The organism is Chryseobacterium piperi (genome assembly GCF_002285635.2).
In the GTDB taxonomy this organism is placed as follows: Bacteria; Bacteroidota; Bacteroidia; order Flavobacteriales; family Weeksellaceae; genus Chryseobacterium; species Chryseobacterium piperi.
This window is the reverse complement of sequence record NZ_CP023049.2, coordinates 744,537-761,870: the sequence shown is the minus strand read 5'-3', so window position 1 is coordinate 761,870 and position 17,334 is coordinate 744,537. Positions and strand designations below refer to the sequence as shown.

The following is a 17,334-nucleotide window of genomic DNA, read 5'->3' as shown; positions in this document are numbered from 1 at the left end:
AATTTTTTCTTGGTGCAAATATAATGATTCTTCATAAACCCACAATTGCTAAAAAAAAGATTTTTATCATACTTTTTACAAATTTATCAATGGAGAAGTTTACCGATCTGACAATCATATTTTAACTACAAAAAATATTGGCACATCGTTATATTGATAGATTGTTACATTATATCTATATTTGCAATCAAATTTTTTCGTTTTGAAAGTTTTTAAGAATTTTAAAGATTATTCCTCTCAAAAGCCTTTGGCATTGTCTTTAGGTATGTTTGACGGAGTGCATCTTGGGCACAAATGTATTATTGATGAATTAAAAAAAGTGGGTGCAGAAAATCATTTGGAAACTGCTATCCTTACTTTTTGGCCCCATCCCAGATTTGTTTTTAATCCTAATGAAGATTTAAAACTTTTAAACACCGTGGAGGAAAAAACATTATTGATGGAAAAGTATGGCATCAATAATTTATTTCTGAAAGAATTTGATGAAGAATTCAGAAATCTGACCGGAGAAGAATTTGTTCGCCAGATCCTGATTGACAAACTGAATGTGAAATACCTTATTATAGGATATGACCATTCTTTTGGGAAAAATAAGAGTGGAAACTTTGAACTTCTTCAAAAGCTGTCAAAAGAATTAGATTTTGAAGTTGAACAAATGGAGGCTATTAATCTTCATGAATATAATGTGAGTTCTACCAAAGTCAGAAATGCCCTTCTTGCAGGAAATATTAAAGAAGCCAATGAGATATTGGGATATCCTTACGCTGTTTCAGGAAAAGTAATTCACGGAAAGAAAATAGGAAGAACAATCGGCTATCCTACAGCCAATATCAATACTGAATCTATCAAATTATTACCTAAAAAAGGTGCTTATATTGTTGAAGTTGAAGTAAAAGGTCAACAGTATAAAGGGATGTTGAGTGTTGGAACTAATCCAACAGTAGGTGGTAAAGCTCTAACGGTTGAAGTCTATATCCTTGACTTTAACGAAGATATTTATGATCAGAATATCACTGTGAAGTTTAGGGATTTCCTACACGAAGAAATTAAATTTGAAGGTCTTGAAAAATTAATCGAAAGATTAGATGAAGATAAAAGGCTTACAGAAGCATTTGATTTTTAATTGTTGCTAATTTCCTCTTTCATTTTTTTAGTTAAAGACTTAAATACAAGATCATAAGAATGATCGATCAGTTTTAAAATAAGCTCTCTTTTCAAACCATCGATAGATACGGTGTTCCAATGCGTCTTATTCATATGATAAGCACCGGTAATTTGTGGATATTGCTCCCGGAGTTCAGCACTCCATTCCGGATCTGTTTTTACATTAATACTTAAGGGCTGCCTTTCCAGGCTCATCAACAAAAATATTTTGGTCCCCACTTTGGTCACAAGCGTTTCGTTATCAAAAGGAAAACTTTCGGCAACACCTTTTTTCGCAAGACAGTAATCTAGTATTTCATTGGCATCCATAACGTTTGGGTAATTAATAATGGGTAATGAGTAATATTTTTTTCTTTGAATCAAATTTAGTAAATTTAAGAAACAAAATACCAACACAACACATTCTATTATGAAAGCTTTGGTCATTGGCGCAACAGGTGCTACAGGAAAAGATTTAGTCAGTCAATTATTGAATGATAAAGATTTCGAGGAAGTCGATGTTTTTGTTAGAAAGCCAATTGACGTTAAAAGTGATAAACTAAAGGTTCATGTAGTAAATTTTGACAAGCCGGAAGAATGGATGGATTCTGTACAGGGAGATGTTGCCTTTTCATGTCTTGGAACAACATTGAAAACTGCCGGAAGCAAAGAAGCTCAGAGAAAAGTTGATTTTGATTATCAATATGAGTTTGCCAAAGCCGCCAAGCAAAATAATGTAGATGATTATATTTTAGTTTCAGCATATGGGGCCAACCCAAAATCTAAAATATTCTACTCGAAAATGAAGGGTGAACTTGAAGATGCTGTAAAACAACTCCATTTTAATAAGATTACTATTTTCAAACCCGGAATGCTGGAAAGAAAAGATTCTGACAGAACCGGGGAAGTTCTGGGAAGCCGGATTATAAAATTTGCCAATAAGATTGGCCTTTTAGAAAGTCAGAAACCGCTACCTACTGATGTTTTAGCAAAAGCTATGATCAATTCGGCAAAGATTAAAAGTAATGGATACTCCAGCATCAAGCTAGGAAATATTTTCTGTTTTGCAGAAAAGACGGACCGCTAATTTGATCGAATTATCAAACCAAAATAGAATAAAATTGATACTCCAAATGGAACTATCTTTTTTATCTCTTGTATTCCAGTTCTTGCTGAATTAGGATAAAAAAGATAGTTTCAAAGCCAGATTAGTTTTCCTTACATCAGTCTAAAACAGGATTTAAAGTTTCGCTAAAAACAGCTATAGGATTCTTTAGCTTCCCAACGAACTGAAGGCTTTCAGGTGGATCTGCTAAATCAAGCATTTGTTTATTATTACGCAGCTGTAAACGATTAAGACAACATGAGTCAAATTCAGATACAAATAAATCGTATTTCTTAAATTGTTCATGTAAATGAGGTTGTGACAGCTGATATTGGTGGATACAGTCAGCAACCGCTGACCAGAAATCTTCTTCTGAAAGCGTTTTGCTCTCGGATAAAATAGCGGAAAGAAAACGGAAATAGAATTGAAAAATATCATTAAAAATACATAATATTTTCAAGGGCTCTTTCATATCAATATGGATACGCTTTACTTTTTCAGGCAATGGAATTTGCCCATTAAAAAGCATTACCTCTTCAGTAATATCTTTCATAATCGCTTTTATGGGAATATGATTTTCTAATATTAAAATCAGGTTTTCACCATGAGGCATAAAAACCATTTCATGTTCATAAAAACAATGTAATAAAGGCGAAAGGTAAGCGTCTAAATAATGGTTTATCCAGGACTTCGCACTAATCCCAGACTTCTCAATCAGGTCAACAATAAAAGCACTTCCTGACTGATCAATATGCAGCAAAGCCGCCATCGTCATAATGCTTTGTCCTTCCGAAAGTTTTGGAATCGGACTTTCGCGCCATAAGGTAGCTAACATTTTATTATGTGGAATACTTCGACCTAAAGGCTCGTATAGAAAATTGCGATATCCAATTGTAGCCACTTCCCCCAAAAGCGTAAAGCCTTTTTGTTGTAAATACGAATCATTTTCAACAAGATTGGCTACCCATTCGGTGATTGCTGGTGTACTTTCCATATAATATGGAGACAGCCCTCGCATGAATCCCATATTAATTACGGAAAGTGCTGTTTTTGCATAGAATTTCTCCGGTGAAGAGGTATTAAAAAATGTACGAATCGATTGTTGTGCAGAATAATCATCATCCCCATATCTCAAACAAACCAAATTGCTTTCAGCAATATCCTGAGCAAAAATCAAAGCCAGTTTATTAAACCATTGCCACGGATGTACAGGAAAGAAATAATAATCTTCACTATTTAAATCTTGAGATTTCAATATATTTTCAAACGCTGTAATATTTTCTGCAGATAATTCCTGTTGTAATACCTGCTGATAATCTAACGTGTCAATGGCTGTAAATGTCGCCCTACTCTTATTTCCGGCAATCCATAATAATTTTACAGGAGTATTCGCTTCCGGAGAAAACGCTTCAAAATCATCAATATTAAAACCATTTTTACCACTGTTAGCTACAAAACAAGGATGCCCTTCAGTCATTGCATGTTCAATAATTTGGTAATCCAGTGCTAATAAATCTTTTGAAGTATATTTTTCATTGGCAATTTTATATGCGGTACTGTATAATGTACTTGTTATTTCTTCTAGATATGTTGGTAGTAAGCTACTGCTTATTCCTAAAATATCTTTAAATTCAATTATGAACTCCAATAAACGTAAAGGACAATTTCTTCCTTCGATTGTTCTTTTTATAGAATCGACGGGAATTGACCAATGATTTAGAGCTAAAATGGTGGCTTCAAAAGTATATTCAGTCTTCTTATCGGGAGAAGAAACAATATAAGAGTTATTCCCCTTGGAAACCGGCTGAATTAATAATTCGTGTGCAAATTCACTCAAGGTTTTCTTCAGCAAAACAGCATTTGCTTTGTCCCAATTTTTTTTCGTTAGGTGTTGTATATTTTGGGTAGGTGTTATCATTGATATTAAATTAAATCGTTTGTAATGCATGATAATAATCTTCTCGGGTACAAATTTCAAGATGAGCTTGTTTGTGAGGCAAATCAAGGATTTGTTGAAAAACGAATCCTGCTCTTCTATTCAATGAATGAATTTTATGGTTCCTTGCATCGGGTTCTACCACGATACGTTTATTTTTACCATCACTAAAAATAAAATCAAGAATGACCGTAAAAATACTCCAGGTAAAATTCGGAATATTTTTCTCTGCAGGAGCAACCAGGATATGCATGCCCCTATCCCCTTTTTGTGATTCGTAATATTCGCCAACAATATCATCTTGAGGATCGTAACATTCTAATAAGAAAGTAACCTTGTTATTAAATTCCCCAACATAAACCTCTGCTTTTTCCAGAATATTGTAATAAGTCTCCCTTACTTCTTCTTGGGAAAATCCATTCATCTCCCAATAAATGGCATAATCACGGTTAACCCAATCATGAATCAACGGGATATCCATTTCTATATCAATTGGACGTAGCTCAAAAACACCTAAACCTGGAATTGTTTTTACAAAAACAATATCAGTATCCGTTGGCGCATTATTATCAGGATGAGTTATTGTATTATTCATCTGTATCTGGATTAAGCGATTATTCTTTTATACGGTGCAATCGGATTTTGCAATTTTCCTTGAAATTGCAATAAAGCTACAGGATCATCGAGATCAATCATCGTTTTATTATTATTAAGCTGCAAACGGTTGAGACAAGACAATTGGAATTCATTTGTAAATAAATCATATTGTTCGAATTTGGCATTTAAATGTGAATTCTGTTCCTGATAATCAGAGATACACTCTGCTACCAATTCCCAATAACGGTCTTCAGAGTATCCATCACTCGAAACTAAAATAGCCGACATGAAACGGAAAAATCCATCAAAAACATCAATAAATATTGATAATAATTTTACATCTTCAGGGACTTCCGCATAAATTCGGTCTATATTTTTCGGAATCACAACATCAGGATTCAGGATAGCTGCTTCTTCAGTAATATCCTTCATAAAAGAACGCACCGGAACATGATTTTCCAATCCTAAAATAATGTTTTCTCCATGAGGCATAAATACCAAATCATACTGATAAAAGCAATGTAATAAAGGACTTAAATAAACCTTGAAGTATTCAGAAAGCCAATGATCTATGGATAACGAAGATGCTTTTATAATCTCAGATAATAGAGAGTTTCCGTCTTTATCAAGGTGCAGAAGTGCTGCCATTGTCATTAGCTGTTCGTTATTTTTAAGTTTTGCAACCGGACTTTCTCTCCATAACGAAGCAATCATTTTATTGTATGGGTTATGCTTTCCAAAACTTTCAAAATATGGATTGATATAACTTACAGAAGCAACTTCACCCAACATTCCAAAACCAACTTTTTGAAGATACGGATCCCCACTTAATAATTGATCTAACCATTCTGCCATCTCCGGAGCTGTTCCTAAATAAAATACAGGTAAGCCTCGCATAAAGCCCATATTTAATATAGAGAGTGATGTTTTGGTATATAACTTTTTAGGATTACTAAGATTAAATAGAGTTCTGATAGATTGCTGTGCCTGATATAAATCGGGGCCATACCCTACACATATCAGTTTTTGTTTCGCAATTTCAGGAGAAAATAAATTAGCCAGTTTATTAAACCATTGCCATGGATGTACAGGAATAAAGAAATAGTCGTCAGGATCTTGTCCTTGTTCTGAAATAGTAGCATTGAATTTTGCAATGGTTTCTGATCCTAATTCCTGTTGAATTAAACTATCATAATCCAGCTTCTGAGTTCCGGCATAAACTGTTCTGTCACGGTGTCCGGCAAGCCACAAAATTTTAAACGGGTTTCCGGATTCGGGTGCATAAGCTTTATAATCCATACTATTATAACCGATTCTACCATTATTGGCAACAAAACCAGGATGACCTTCCATCATAGCCTGCTCAATAGTTTGGAAGTCAGAATTGGCCAATGATTTGGATGTGGAGTTCTCTTTTAATAATTTATAACAGCTTCCGTATAATGTACTGATAATTTCTTCTATGTAGGAAGGAAGTAGTTGCTCCGAAATTCCTAAGCTGGTTTTAAATTCCCGAATAAAATCAACAGCGTCTAAAGAAATTAATACCCCATTTTCATATTTTGAGATCGAATTCACTTCAATATTCAAATGGTTCATCGCAAGTGGTTCTGCTTTAAAAGTATATTGAATCGATTGGTCATCAGAGGTCAGTGAATATTGATGATCAGCTTCTAAAACAGGCGCTATTAAAAGTTCATGCGAAAACTCACAGATAGCTTTTTTTAACAGCAAACGATTGGCTTTTTCCCAAACTCCAGGTTGTATATGAGTAATTGCTTTTTCCGGAAACTCTAATTGATTTTCGTTGTTCATCTCGGTATAATTAAGGTTAAATGAATCTATTTTTTTAATGAATTGTTCTCTTGTACAAAATGCCAGTAAAGCAGTTTTATGTGGTAAGTGCACGATATCAGCATCTTCAAAACCTACGCGGTGGCAGATATCAAACATTTTCTTATTTCTGATATCCGGCTCAACTACGATACGTTCAACCGTTAGGTCTCTGAAAATAAATTTGATAATACTTGAAAAAATATGCCACGTAAACTGATGTATTGGTTTTGTTGGTGGTGCCACAATAATATGAATACCACAGTCATAATCCTTCGCAGCATAGTAATTCCCAATGATATCTAATTGTGGGTTATAGCGTTCCAGTAAAAATGAAACTTCACCATTGACCAACCCTATAAAGACATCAGATTCTTTGATAATTTTTTCATATTCTAAACGAACTTCTTCGAGGTCTTTTCCTTGCATTCCCCAATATTGTGCATAATCACGATTGACCCAATCGTGAATGGTTATAGCATCTGTTTCCAATTGAAGCGGACGAAAATCTATAGTTCCAAAATCCGGAATGGTGGTGCTATATACAGGTTTATATGTACCCATCTTTTGATCTTTTAATTAATTATTATTTTTACAGGCTTAATCAATTTTAGTAATCCAGAATTTGGAATTAGAATTGGCCAGTGAGATAAGATGTAATGGGTGTACTTTCTTGCCTAATAGCTCTTATTTTTTCTTTCAATTTCATTTGATTATTATTTATATTTATTCTAAACAAAAATAAAAATAATTTGTATAATACAATCTCCTCTTCTAAAAAAAATATCAGCTAGGGTTAAGGAAGTAAAATGAAATAGTCTATAAAAAACACTTAATCAATAAATTACTCCTATACATACAGTCTAAAACCAGGCTAAAAAAATTAGTTTTTTATAATTTTTTCACCAGTAATTGATGTATTAATCAATGTTTTTGAAATTATTTAAGTCCTAAAATTTGCATTTTTATCTCTTATTGGTTGAAAAAAAGAAAAAACCTTACATCTTTAATCTGTAAGGTTCAAAACAAAGTCTCAGTACATTTTTCTTCCGAACTACCTTCACAGACTTTCAGTCTGTATTGCGAAAAACACTTGATCTGACGACTGCCCTCTCATTAATCTAAATACTAAAAATAGGGGCATAAAAAAAGTGGATGAAAACCCATCCACTTTGTAAAAATCTACTTTTTATATTTATTTCAAATACTTCGTAATTGCCTGATCTGTCGGTTTTGTAGTACTTACAAAGCTGTCGATTAGTTTGCCATTCTCATCTACTAAGAATTTGGTAAAATTCCAAAGGATGGTTGTATTTTTAACACCATTTAAGTCTCTCTCTGTCAAGTACTTAAAAATGGGAGCAGTATCATCTCCCTTTACAGAAACTTTAGCGGCCAATGGAAATGTTACCCCAAAGTTTTTCTGGCAAAAAGCTCCGATCTCAGTATTGGTTCCCGGCTCCTGACCTCCGAAATTATTCGCAGGAAAGCCAACAACTACCAATTTATCTTTATACTCTTCATATACCTTTTCCAAATCAGCATATTGTGGAGTAAAACCACATTCTGAGGCAGTATTTACAATAAGGATTTTCTTTCCTTTAAAATCAGCAAAATTGATTTCTTTGCCATCCAGGCTTTCAACTTTGAAATCATATATTGTTTTTCCCATAAGTTCGTTGGTTTTAGCTTTAGAAATTTCACTTTTCTGATTAGTACAACTCTGTAAGAAGGCTACAAAAGATAGCAGCAATAAAAAAATCTTTTTCATGAGTATATATTATTAGCTTGCAATTTACTGCAATTATTTAATGAATGCGTATTTTAGAATTTAAAAGTATTACCCGGAAATACTTTATTAACGTCTATCTTATTAATCTGCATGACAAAGTCACCATCTTTTTTAGAACTTGAAGACTCTATTCTGAAAGGCATTACCAGATTACCCACTTTTTTGTAATCAGAATAAATTAATGTTTCATCCTTCTTTACTTCTTTTAAGAGCATATACGTATTCGTATCAAAGTAATAAAAGTTCTTATTGACATTTTTTGTAAGTTCTACTTTATGGCAATAGATCTCTCCTACTTTTTCTTTCCCTAAATATTTTGCATCAAAACCTTTATTTTCCCACTCAATAAAATCGTTATCAAAACTTTCGGCAACATAGCTCTGATACTCCTGAACTTTATTAGCTGCATAATTCATTGCATATCCCTTACTTCCATCATACCCTTCAATAGCAGTTTCTTTATTATTGATGGTAAGAACGGTCTTGGTTAGATTGGGACGTTGCTGATAAATTTTGATCGGGTATTCATCTTTGATTCCTAAAATTACTTTACCCTGCAGCAATACTGAGTTTAATAACTTCCAGTTCGTTAGTCCACCGGATAATTCAATATTTTTATCTATAATCTCCTTTGCGGTCTGTGCCCATGCTATTTGCGAATAGATCAGGACGAGTACTAAAAGTAATTTCTTCATTAATTAATTAATTAATTCAATTTATAATTCAAATATAAGGCGAATTTGTAAAAAACCAAATTCGTAAAAATGTAAAACCATATAATCGTAAAGATGTTAAATCGCTAAATTGTATGAATATAACGGTTTTGCGAGTCTGCGATTTTGCGATTCAGCTATCTTAACCTATCAGTTTTCGGGCTTTCTCCAAGTCTTCGGGAGTATCGATCCCTACACCTATAAAGTTAGTCTCTATCATTTTGATTTTCATTCCGTATTCCAGATAACGGATACATTCAATCTTTTCTGAAATTTCCAAAGGCTTCATTTCCAACTTAGAAAATTGGAGCAAGGCATGTTTCCTGAATGCATACACTCCAATATGTTTAAAATAATCTACCTTGTAAGAAGTTTCCCTGTGAAACGGAATTACAGAACGGCTGAAATAAAGAGCAAATCCATTGTTGTCTGTAATTACCTTTACATTATTAGGGTTTTCAACTTCTTCTTTTTCAGTAAGTTTTATTTTTAAGGAAGCTAAAGATATTTCCTGATTATCATCTTGTCTGAAAACCTCTATAAGCTGTCTTAAAGGCTCTGTTTTAAGAAAAGGCTCATCCCCTTGCACATTGATCACAATATCACAATCAATATTCTGAACAGCTTCTGCAATACGATCACTCCCTGTTTCATGTTGACCGGTCATCACAGCTTTTCCTCCATTAGCAACAATTTCATTATAAATAATATCCGAATCACTGGCTACAAAGACTTCATCAAACAGTCCCGTTTCTACAACATTCTGATAAGTCGTGGTAATTACGGTTTTCTCTCCTAAAATCTGCATTAATTTTCCTGGAAAGCGGCTTGCTTCATAACGAGCAGGAATAACGGCTATAATCTTCATTGCTTGATTCTAATTTTTTATAGTTTTCTTTATTTTAAAGTTTTATAGGGTAAAGACATACCAGATGTACCGTTTGAATACCATACTGTAGTTATTTATCTGTCGTGAGGTTTTATATTTTTCTTTTCGTTCTTTAAACTTTCAAACTCTGCCAAATTTACAGGTTTCAGATAAGGCTCAGTTTTAACAGGATATTTTACAAGTTTCTCTTTCGGCCTCACCGGTCTTTTCTCAAAACCACCTCCACAATTGGGGCAAACATTTTCAAGTATCGTTTCCACACAATGACAACAAAATGTACATTCAAAAGTACAAATCATTGCTTCTTGACTCTCATTGGGTAATTGTTTTCCACAATGTTCACATATTGGTCTAATTTCAAGCATCATTTTAACTGCTTTTCAAAGGATAATAATTTTTATAAATCAATCTACAATAATAAGAATATAGAGATAGGATAACAAAAAATAGGTTTAAGAGCATTCTCTTCATCGAGATGCAAACACTCGTTAAATCCACAATTTAGCAAATCAGCGATTTCGCGATTTACCTTTAAATAAACCCTATTTTAAGATAAAGATTATTTGAAATTTAAACAATAGGCTGTCTGTTTTTCGGACAGCCTATTGTAATGAAAAATTCTTAGCCACCAATAATTAATTGTGGACATTTATTTTATTTCAAACCGTTCAGTGCCTGCTCAAGTTTTGGCATCATCACTTCGATTTCATTTACTGCTAATCCACCTACGGAAGCACGGAACCAAGGTTCTGATTTTTCTTCTCCAAAGGCAGAGAACGGGACCAATGCTACTCCAGCTTCATTGATCAGATAAAATACAAGATCAGAAGAGTTTTCAATCACAGTACCATCTGGTTTAGTTTTACCAATATAGTCTAATTTGATCGTAAGATAAAGAGCTCCCATCGGTTCAATGCTTTCTACTGCCAAACCTTTTCCTTTAAGGTCCTGGATTCCTTTGTGTAAAACTTTCAGGATTTCCTCCAGCTTTCCTTTAAAGTCATGTACAAAAGTATTGACATCTTCTGTATTCTGATAGAATTTTGCGGTAGCTTCTTGTTCCGGTTTTGGCGCCCATGCTCCTACGTGAGTGAGTAACGCTTTCATTTTGTCGATGATATGAGCAGGACCAAAGCCCCATCCAACACGAACACCTGTCGCAGCAAGACATTTTGAAATACCGTCAATATAGATCGTGTATTCTTTCATTTCTGGAAAAAGAGAAACAGGATCAAAATGTTTAGCATCAAAAGTAAGATTAGAGTAAATCTGGTCATACATTAAGTACAACGGCTTTTCATCTGCACCTCTTTTTTTGTTTTCTTCTAAAATCAGTTCACAAATTTCTGAAAGCTGATCTTTTGTAAACATCGTTCCCGTAGGGTTCAATGGTGAGCAAAGCGCTAATAAAACAGCTCCGCTTAAGTGAGGCTTAAGATCTGCAGCAGTAGGTAAAAAATTGTTTTCCGGTGTTGTTTTCACTTCAACGGCATCAGCTGATGTAAGGTATGCATAGTGATTATTATTCCATGAAGGTATCGGATAGATAATTTTATCTCCTTCATCAACAATAGTTTTGTAAACTGCATAAATTAAAGGTCTGGAACCTGCAGTAATCAGAATATCATTCGGAGAATAATCAAGATTCCATCGGTTCTTAAGATCCTTAGAAACCTCTGTTCTTAAAGATAAAAGTCCATTCGCAGGCGGATAATTCGTCAGATTATTCTGATAAGCCTTCTGAATCTCTTCCTTCAATTTTGCAGGAATCGGATAGATATTAGAATTCAGGTCACCAATAGTAAGATTGGCTATCTCCGCTCCTTTTGCTTTTAAATCATTTACTTCATTACCAATTTTTACAATTTCAGAACCAATCAGGTTCGCCGCTAATTTTGAAACTTTCACTTTATTTAAATATTTATTGTTTTACGATGTTATAAGTTATTAATTATGAGTTATGAGTTTTATTTTTAGTCGTTATAATAATGCTTCTGATTATCTTTAAAATTTCCGATGCTTGATTCCTTAGATTTTCAAATTCTTCTTTTGATATATAATCTGTTGCAAATAAGAGCTCAAGCCAGTAAATAGTTTCATCACATTCTTTTTGTGAAATAGATAATTTATGAATAAAATCCATTTTACTTTGAGCATTTAGTGCCTCTCTTACATTCGCTCCAATGGATGTCCCTGATCGTAAAATTTGTCTAGATAATATAAATTCTTTTTTTTCTGAACTAAATCTCTTATAAAAGTTAACAATACATATTGCGAATTCAAAACTCTTTTTCCCAATAATACTTTCACTCATAATTTATAACTCAAAACTTATAACTTATCTTATTAATTTAATTCTAAGTCTTTCTTTACCTGATCAATTTTCTCATCCAAAGATTCCAATTTTTCTCTGAAATCTGCTTCAGATGTAATTATATCTTTTACAGAAATGTAAAATTTAATTTTAGGTTCTGTACCTGAAGGTCGTACGCACACTTTAGTTCCGTCCTGCGTATAATAAATCAGAACATTAGATTTTGGAATCTCATTCATTACCTGCTTCTCATTTTTGGAAACGATAAAGTTGGTTTGTTCTTTAAAATCTTTTACTTCTTCAACCGGAGAACCTGCAATCTGCTTAGGTGGGTTTTCACGGAAGTTTTTCATCATGTTCTGGATTTCTTCAGCTCCATCTCTACCCTTTCTTACAAGATTGACCAATCCTTCATAATACATTCCGGTTTCCTGATAAATTTCTATCATGTACTGATACATCGTTCTGCCATTAGCTTTACACCATGCTGCTATTTCGCAAGCCAGCAAAATACTACCGCAAGAGTCTTTGTCTCTAACAAAATCTCCGGTCATAAACCCGAAACTTTCTTCCCCCCCACATACAAACTTTTCTTTTCCTTCTGCCTCACGAATCATTTTACCTATCCATTTAAATCCTGTAAGACCCGCTTTACAAGCCACTCCAAATTTTTGGGCAATATCAAAGAAGATATCTGAAGTTACAATGGTAGAGCCTATAAATTCCTTCCCTGTAATTTTATCCAGTTTTCTCCATTCATTAAGAATATAGTAGGTTAGAATAGTGTTGGTTTGGTTACCATTCAATAACTGCATTTCACCATCAAGGTTTCTTACTGCAATTCCTAACCGGTCTCCATCAGGATCTGTTCCAATAACAATATCAGCATTTGTAATTCTTGCCAAATCCATAGCCATTTCCAATGCTGCCGGTTCTTCAGGATTAGGAGATTCCACTGTAGTGAAGTTACCACTAGGAATCATTTGCTCTTTAACAAGGTCTACTTTTTTAAATCCTGCTTTTGCTAAAGCCTTTGGAATCGTTGTATAGGTAGTTCCATGAATGGAAGTAAATACAATATTCAAGTTTTCTTTTCCTACGTTCTGATAAGTAGAGTTTTCAATACAAGCATCGATGTATACATCATCCTGCTCTTCTCCGATCCATTCGATCAGATCATCGTTCCCATCAAATTTAATTTCATCAAACTTCACAGAATATACTTCATTGATGATTGCTTCATCATGTGGCGGAACAATTTGTGCTCCGTCATTCCAATATACTTTGTATCCGTTATATTCTGGTGGATTATGTGAAGCTGTTAAAACAATTCCACCGTTACATTTTTTGTCACGAACCGTGAAAGATAATTCAGGAGTAGGTCTGTGATCTTTGAAAAGCAGTACTTTAATTCCGTTAGCTGTTAAAACATCAGCAACCAGTTTTCCAAATTCTTTGGAATTATTACGTACATCATAAGCAATAGCTACCTTGATTTCCTCATTAGGGAATTGCTTTAGCATATAATTCGCAAGTCCCTGTGTAGCTTGCCCTAAAGTATATTTATTTAAACGATTAGTTCCAACTCCCATAATTCCTCTCATCCCTCCGGTTCCGAATTCGAGCTCTCTATAAAAAGAGTCTTCCAGATCAGGGGAATTGCTATCAATAAGAAGTTGAACAGCATCTCTCGTTTCTTGATCGAATGTATCACTTAACCAAAGTTTTGCTTTTTCTAATGTTGTCATATTGTATTTTGTTATTTAAAAGCTGGAAGCTTGATGTTGGAAGTAGGAAACTCCCATAGTCCTACGTTCACTTTCCAGCACATATTTATTATTCTTTTATTTGATTTCGGAAAGCTATAATTTGATTCATCAAATGATAACTCTCCATATACACTTCATTAAAGTTCTCTTCAGAAATGTATTTTCTATTTTTACTTTTATAAAGGCAGGTTACTACTTCAGCCAGAGAACGAATAGAATATCCTAAAAATTTTTTAAACTCCGGTTTTGATTGCAAAATGCTTCCTTCTGAAATGTTAAGAGCAATAGAATCCGAAGCTCTCCGAATTTGTGAAGTTAAATTAAAAGCCTCATCTTTTGGAAAATTTTGAGATAAATTAAAAATTTTCTCACCAAAGTCCATAGATTTTTGCCAGATAATTAATTTCTCAAATTTAAAACTCATTACTTAATTTAATATATTATCTCTCTTCCACCATACGCAGTACTTCAATTCCTCTAGCTTCTAACCTCCTTCTTCTTTCTTCCAGCATCCAGCTTTATACCTCTCTATTCCAGTCTCTTATTCTCAACCCTCGTCGTTTTATCAATTTTAAAAGCACGGATCGGATCATTATAATAAAGAAATTTAGCTGTATTCTGGATGTGACCTTTCAAAGAATCTTTTACATTAACTTCAGCGTAATTTCCATTTTTGGAATCAATGTTCAGATTGGTGATTTTCCAGTAGGGAGCTATTAAACTTGCGGTATCAGAAATTTTGATTACAGCATTTTTTGTTTCTCCTAAAAAGTTCGCTCTACTTCTGTTCACCATCTCTACTTCTGCTCTTCTTGTATTCACTGAACCTATAAATGTAGCATTATTCTTAAGATTAAGCTTAAAATTATCGGTTTTTATTTCGCTAGAAATGTTCATTTCTACAGAATCTGAAATAGAAACTTTCTCAAGATTGTATTTAGAGTAAATGGTTACATTATAAAAATCCACTCTTTTTGTTCCTCTTTTTTCCTTGATTAAAAGGGTTTTGTCTTTTACATCAACTTTCAGGTTTCCAGCAATATTGGGATATGTCTCTATTTCCACAAAGTTTTTGGGACCTCTTGCATAAAAGACCCTAAACTTTCCTTCAAGATCCAGATTCACAAATTCTGAAACATCAATATCTTTTTTCTCAATATTTCCTTTGGGAGCTATTTTTCCGCAAGAAGAAAGTACAAAAATCAAGATTAATAAATAATAATTTCTTTTAAGCATTTTCAATAGAATTAGAATATATTAGAATTGCAACAAAGCATGCTGTGATCATTAATCCTATTATAATAGGTTTCCAAAGTGCCTTTTTAGGATATTCGCTCTCATTTGGAAAATATTTTGGAACAAAATAATACGAGAGTAAACTTCCTCCACCTATACCACATAGGTAAGCTAATGAACTTTTAGGATTTTCTGGTATATTAACAATAATAATACTGGCAATGGTAATCAATATGGATATTCCCAGTACAATATAGGCTTCTTTTTTCTTTTTAACATCCAATAAATTTTGATACAGTAAAACCCCTCCAAAAAGCGTAGAAAGAAGAATAGAAAAACCTAAAATAGCCGTTTTCGAATATATTTTTGGCAGATTATTTTCCATACTATATCACTTCATCAATATTATAGTTTTTATGCTCTCTGTTGGTTCTGATGATCATTTCACCTAAGAATCCTGCGATAAAAAGAAGTGTTCCCATAATCATCATGGTAAGTGCAATAAAAAACCATGGATTATTGGTGATCAGATGTCCGTAAATACCTCTTGATACATCAATTAATTTTGAAACTCCCAGCCAAAGTGCAGAAAGAAAACCCAAAATGAACATAATTGTTCCCACTGCACCGAAGAAATGCATAGGCCTTCCGCCAAAACGACTTACAAACCAAAGAGTTACTAAATCAAGGAAACCACGGATAAATCTTTCGGTTCCGAATTTTGAAGTTCCGTAAGGTCGTGCCTGATGTTGAACTTCTTTTTCTGTAATTCTTCTGAATCCTGCATTAGCAGCTAAAACAGGGATATATCTGTGCATGTCTCCGTAAACATCAATGGATTTAACCACCTGTTTTTTATAGGCTTTTAGGCCACAATTGAAATCATGAAGTTCCACACCAGAAACTTTTCTTGCTGCTGCATTAAACAGTTTAGAAGGAACGTTTTTCGTCATTACGTTATCAAAACGTTTTTTCTTCCAACCTGATACAATATCATAATTGTCTTCAATGACCATTTTGTATAATTCCGGAATCTCTTCAGGAAAGTCTTGTAAATCAGCATCCATGGTAACAACCACTTCCCCGTTCGCTCTTTCAAAAGCAGCATGGAGCGCCTGGGACTTTCCATAATTTCTGGAAAATTTAATACCGTGAATCTGAGGATACTGAACCTTCATGTTCTCAATAATATTCCACGATAAATCTGTACTTCCGTCATCTACAAACCAAACTTCATATGATAAATTGTTTGTTTTGCAAACAGTATCAATCCTGGAAAACAATTCTTCCAGAGAGGCTTCCTCATTCAATAGCGGAATAATTATAGATAAATTCATTTAATTTTTATAAAAATTATTGGTGAATCGTTTTTGTTCTGAAAAACGCTCCGAAAAACAGTGACAAAACTACGTAAAATATAAGAATTGCTGCAAAATATCCTGAAAAATGACTTGCTGTAAGCATATCTTTTCCTTTAACCGCTTCCGGAGAAAAGCTTTGAACCCGCTCATTATATTTTTGATCCAGCTCATCAATATCTTTTTGATGTTTTAAAATTTTTCTTGCAGACTGATACTCTGTATCCAGCTCTGATTTTTGTCTTTCAACATATTGGTAATTCAACAGCTTTTTAGCATCTGTATCAACAAAATTTAAGAATGCATAAATGCTGAAGATGGAAAGAATTCCGCCAATAAACATGGGAACGAAAGATCTTTTAAAAGCTTCTCTAAAACCCATTTTATGATTGTTCCAGTGGGATTTTACCGACCAGAATGCAACACCGGCATAGAGAACGGGTAATACGAATGCATTGATTTTGAGTGATGTATCAAAATACTGAATTCCTGAGAAGAAGAAGTACGCTATAAAAAAAACAATCATTGTAGCGATAAATAGTATAATTCCTAATGTGGATGGACTTTTCGTCATATTCTTATTTTTAGAAAAATTATTTAAAAATTATTGCTCTATATGTCAGTATTTTAGCTCTTATAAAGCATTTTT

At 33.5% G+C, this 17,334-nt stretch carries 18 protein-coding genes; 2 read left to right on the top strand and 16 right to left on the bottom strand.

Annotated elements, in window-relative coordinates; all coding sequences use genetic code 11:
- The first annotated feature begins 202 nt into the window (after positions 1-202).
- Positions 203-1,123, top strand: coding sequence for a bifunctional riboflavin kinase/FAD synthetase (locus CJF12_RS03405; protein WP_034685098.1), 921 nt, complete (start codon positions 203-205; stop codon positions 1,121-1,123).
- Here the strand turns inward: CJF12_RS03405 and CJF12_RS03400 are convergent.
- A complete protein-coding gene (locus tag CJF12_RS03400) occupies positions 1,120-1,473 on the bottom strand; it encodes an MmcQ/YjbR family DNA-binding protein (RefSeq protein ID WP_034685199.1) in 354 nt (117 codons plus the stop codon). The two genes, CJF12_RS03405 and CJF12_RS03400, sit on opposite strands and share 4 nt — an antisense overlap.
- Before the next feature lie 100 nt (positions 1,474-1,573).
- On the opposite strand from CJF12_RS03400, the gene CJF12_RS03395 reads away from it, so the two are divergent.
- Positions 1,574-2,230 carry an NAD(P)H-binding protein gene (locus tag CJF12_RS03395; protein WP_034685100.1) on the top strand — a complete coding sequence of 219 codons (657 nt, stop codon included), beginning with the start codon at positions 1,574-1,576 and terminating at the stop codon, positions 2,228-2,230.
- A 136-nt stretch (positions 2,231-2,366) separates the two neighbouring features.
- On the opposite strand, the gene CJF12_RS03390 is transcribed toward CJF12_RS03395, so the two are convergent.
- The 15 genes from CJF12_RS03390 to CJF12_RS03320 all read right to left on the bottom strand — a co-directional run bounded on the left by CJF12_RS03390 (position 2,367) and on the right by CJF12_RS03320 (position 17,259).
- Entirely contained in the window at positions 2,367-4,166 is a 1,800-nt protein-coding gene (locus CJF12_RS03390) for an IucA/IucC family protein (protein WP_051887299.1), read from the bottom strand.
- Positions 4,167-4,176: 10 nt separating this feature from the next.
- Complete coding sequence (locus tag CJF12_RS03385; RefSeq protein ID WP_084675646.1) at positions 4,177-4,779, bottom strand: GNAT family N-acetyltransferase; 603 nt, start codon at positions 4,777-4,779, stop codon at positions 4,177-4,179.
- An 11-nt stretch (positions 4,780-4,790) separates the two neighbouring features.
- Positions 4,791-7,178, bottom strand: coding sequence for a GNAT family N-acetyltransferase (locus CJF12_RS03380; protein WP_034685106.1), 2,388 nt, complete (start codon positions 7,176-7,178; stop codon positions 4,791-4,793).
- 631 nt (positions 7,179-7,809) lie between these two features.
- Positions 7,810-8,385, bottom strand: coding sequence for a glutathione peroxidase (locus tag CJF12_RS03375; RefSeq protein WP_034685108.1), 576 nt, complete (start codon positions 8,383-8,385; stop codon positions 7,810-7,812).
- Positions 8,386-8,438: 53 nt separating this feature from the next.
- Positions 8,439-9,101: a LolA-like protein gene (locus tag CJF12_RS03370; protein WP_034685111.1), complete on the bottom strand. Its 663-nt coding sequence runs from the start codon at positions 9,099-9,101 to the stop codon at positions 8,439-8,441.
- 160 nt (positions 9,102-9,261) lie between these two features.
- Positions 9,262-9,987: a 3-deoxy-manno-octulosonate cytidylyltransferase gene (gene kdsB, locus CJF12_RS03365; RefSeq protein WP_034685114.1), complete on the bottom strand. Its 726-nt coding sequence runs from the start codon at positions 9,985-9,987 to the stop codon at positions 9,262-9,264.
- Between the two features lie 95 nt (positions 9,988-10,082).
- Positions 10,083-10,373, bottom strand: coding sequence for a DUF1272 domain-containing protein (locus CJF12_RS03360; protein ID WP_034685202.1), 291 nt, complete (start codon positions 10,371-10,373; stop codon positions 10,083-10,085).
- Between the two features lie 289 nt (positions 10,374-10,662).
- Positions 10,663-11,916 (bottom strand): pyridoxal phosphate-dependent aminotransferase, encoded by a 1,254-nt coding sequence (locus CJF12_RS03355; RefSeq protein WP_034685117.1) that lies wholly within the window; start codon positions 11,914-11,916, stop codon positions 10,663-10,665.
- Between the two features lie 43 nt (positions 11,917-11,959).
- Entirely contained in the window at positions 11,960-12,322 is a 363-nt protein-coding gene (locus CJF12_RS03350; protein ID WP_034685119.1) for a four helix bundle protein, read from the bottom strand.
- Positions 12,323-12,354: 32 nt separating this feature from the next.
- Entirely contained in the window at positions 12,355-14,070 is a 1,716-nt protein-coding gene (locus CJF12_RS03345) for a phospho-sugar mutase (RefSeq protein WP_034685130.1), read from the bottom strand.
- 88 nt (positions 14,071-14,158) lie between these two features.
- Positions 14,159-14,515 carry a four helix bundle protein gene (locus tag CJF12_RS03340; protein ID WP_034685132.1) on the bottom strand — a complete coding sequence of 119 codons (357 nt, stop codon included), beginning with the start codon at positions 14,513-14,515 and terminating at the stop codon, positions 14,159-14,161.
- Positions 14,516-14,619: 104 nt separating this feature from the next.
- Positions 14,620-15,327 carry a GIN domain-containing protein gene (locus tag CJF12_RS03335; RefSeq protein ID WP_034685134.1) on the bottom strand — a complete coding sequence of 236 codons (708 nt, stop codon included), beginning with the start codon at positions 15,325-15,327 and terminating at the stop codon, positions 14,620-14,622.
- Positions 15,320-15,712 carry a hypothetical protein gene (locus tag CJF12_RS03330; protein ID WP_034685136.1) on the bottom strand — a complete coding sequence of 131 codons (393 nt, stop codon included), beginning with the start codon at positions 15,710-15,712 and terminating at the stop codon, positions 15,320-15,322. The genes CJF12_RS03335 and CJF12_RS03330 overlap by 8 nt, the downstream gene beginning before the upstream one ends.
- Position 15,713: 1 nt before the next feature.
- Positions 15,714-16,664, bottom strand: coding sequence for a glycosyltransferase family 2 protein (locus CJF12_RS03325; protein WP_034685139.1), 951 nt, complete (start codon positions 16,662-16,664; stop codon positions 15,714-15,716).
- Between the two features lie 16 nt (positions 16,665-16,680).
- Positions 16,681-17,259: a DUF4199 domain-containing protein gene (locus CJF12_RS03320; RefSeq protein WP_034685141.1), complete on the bottom strand. Its 579-nt coding sequence runs from the start codon at positions 17,257-17,259 to the stop codon at positions 16,681-16,683.
- Positions 17,260-17,334: the final 75 nt, after the last annotated feature.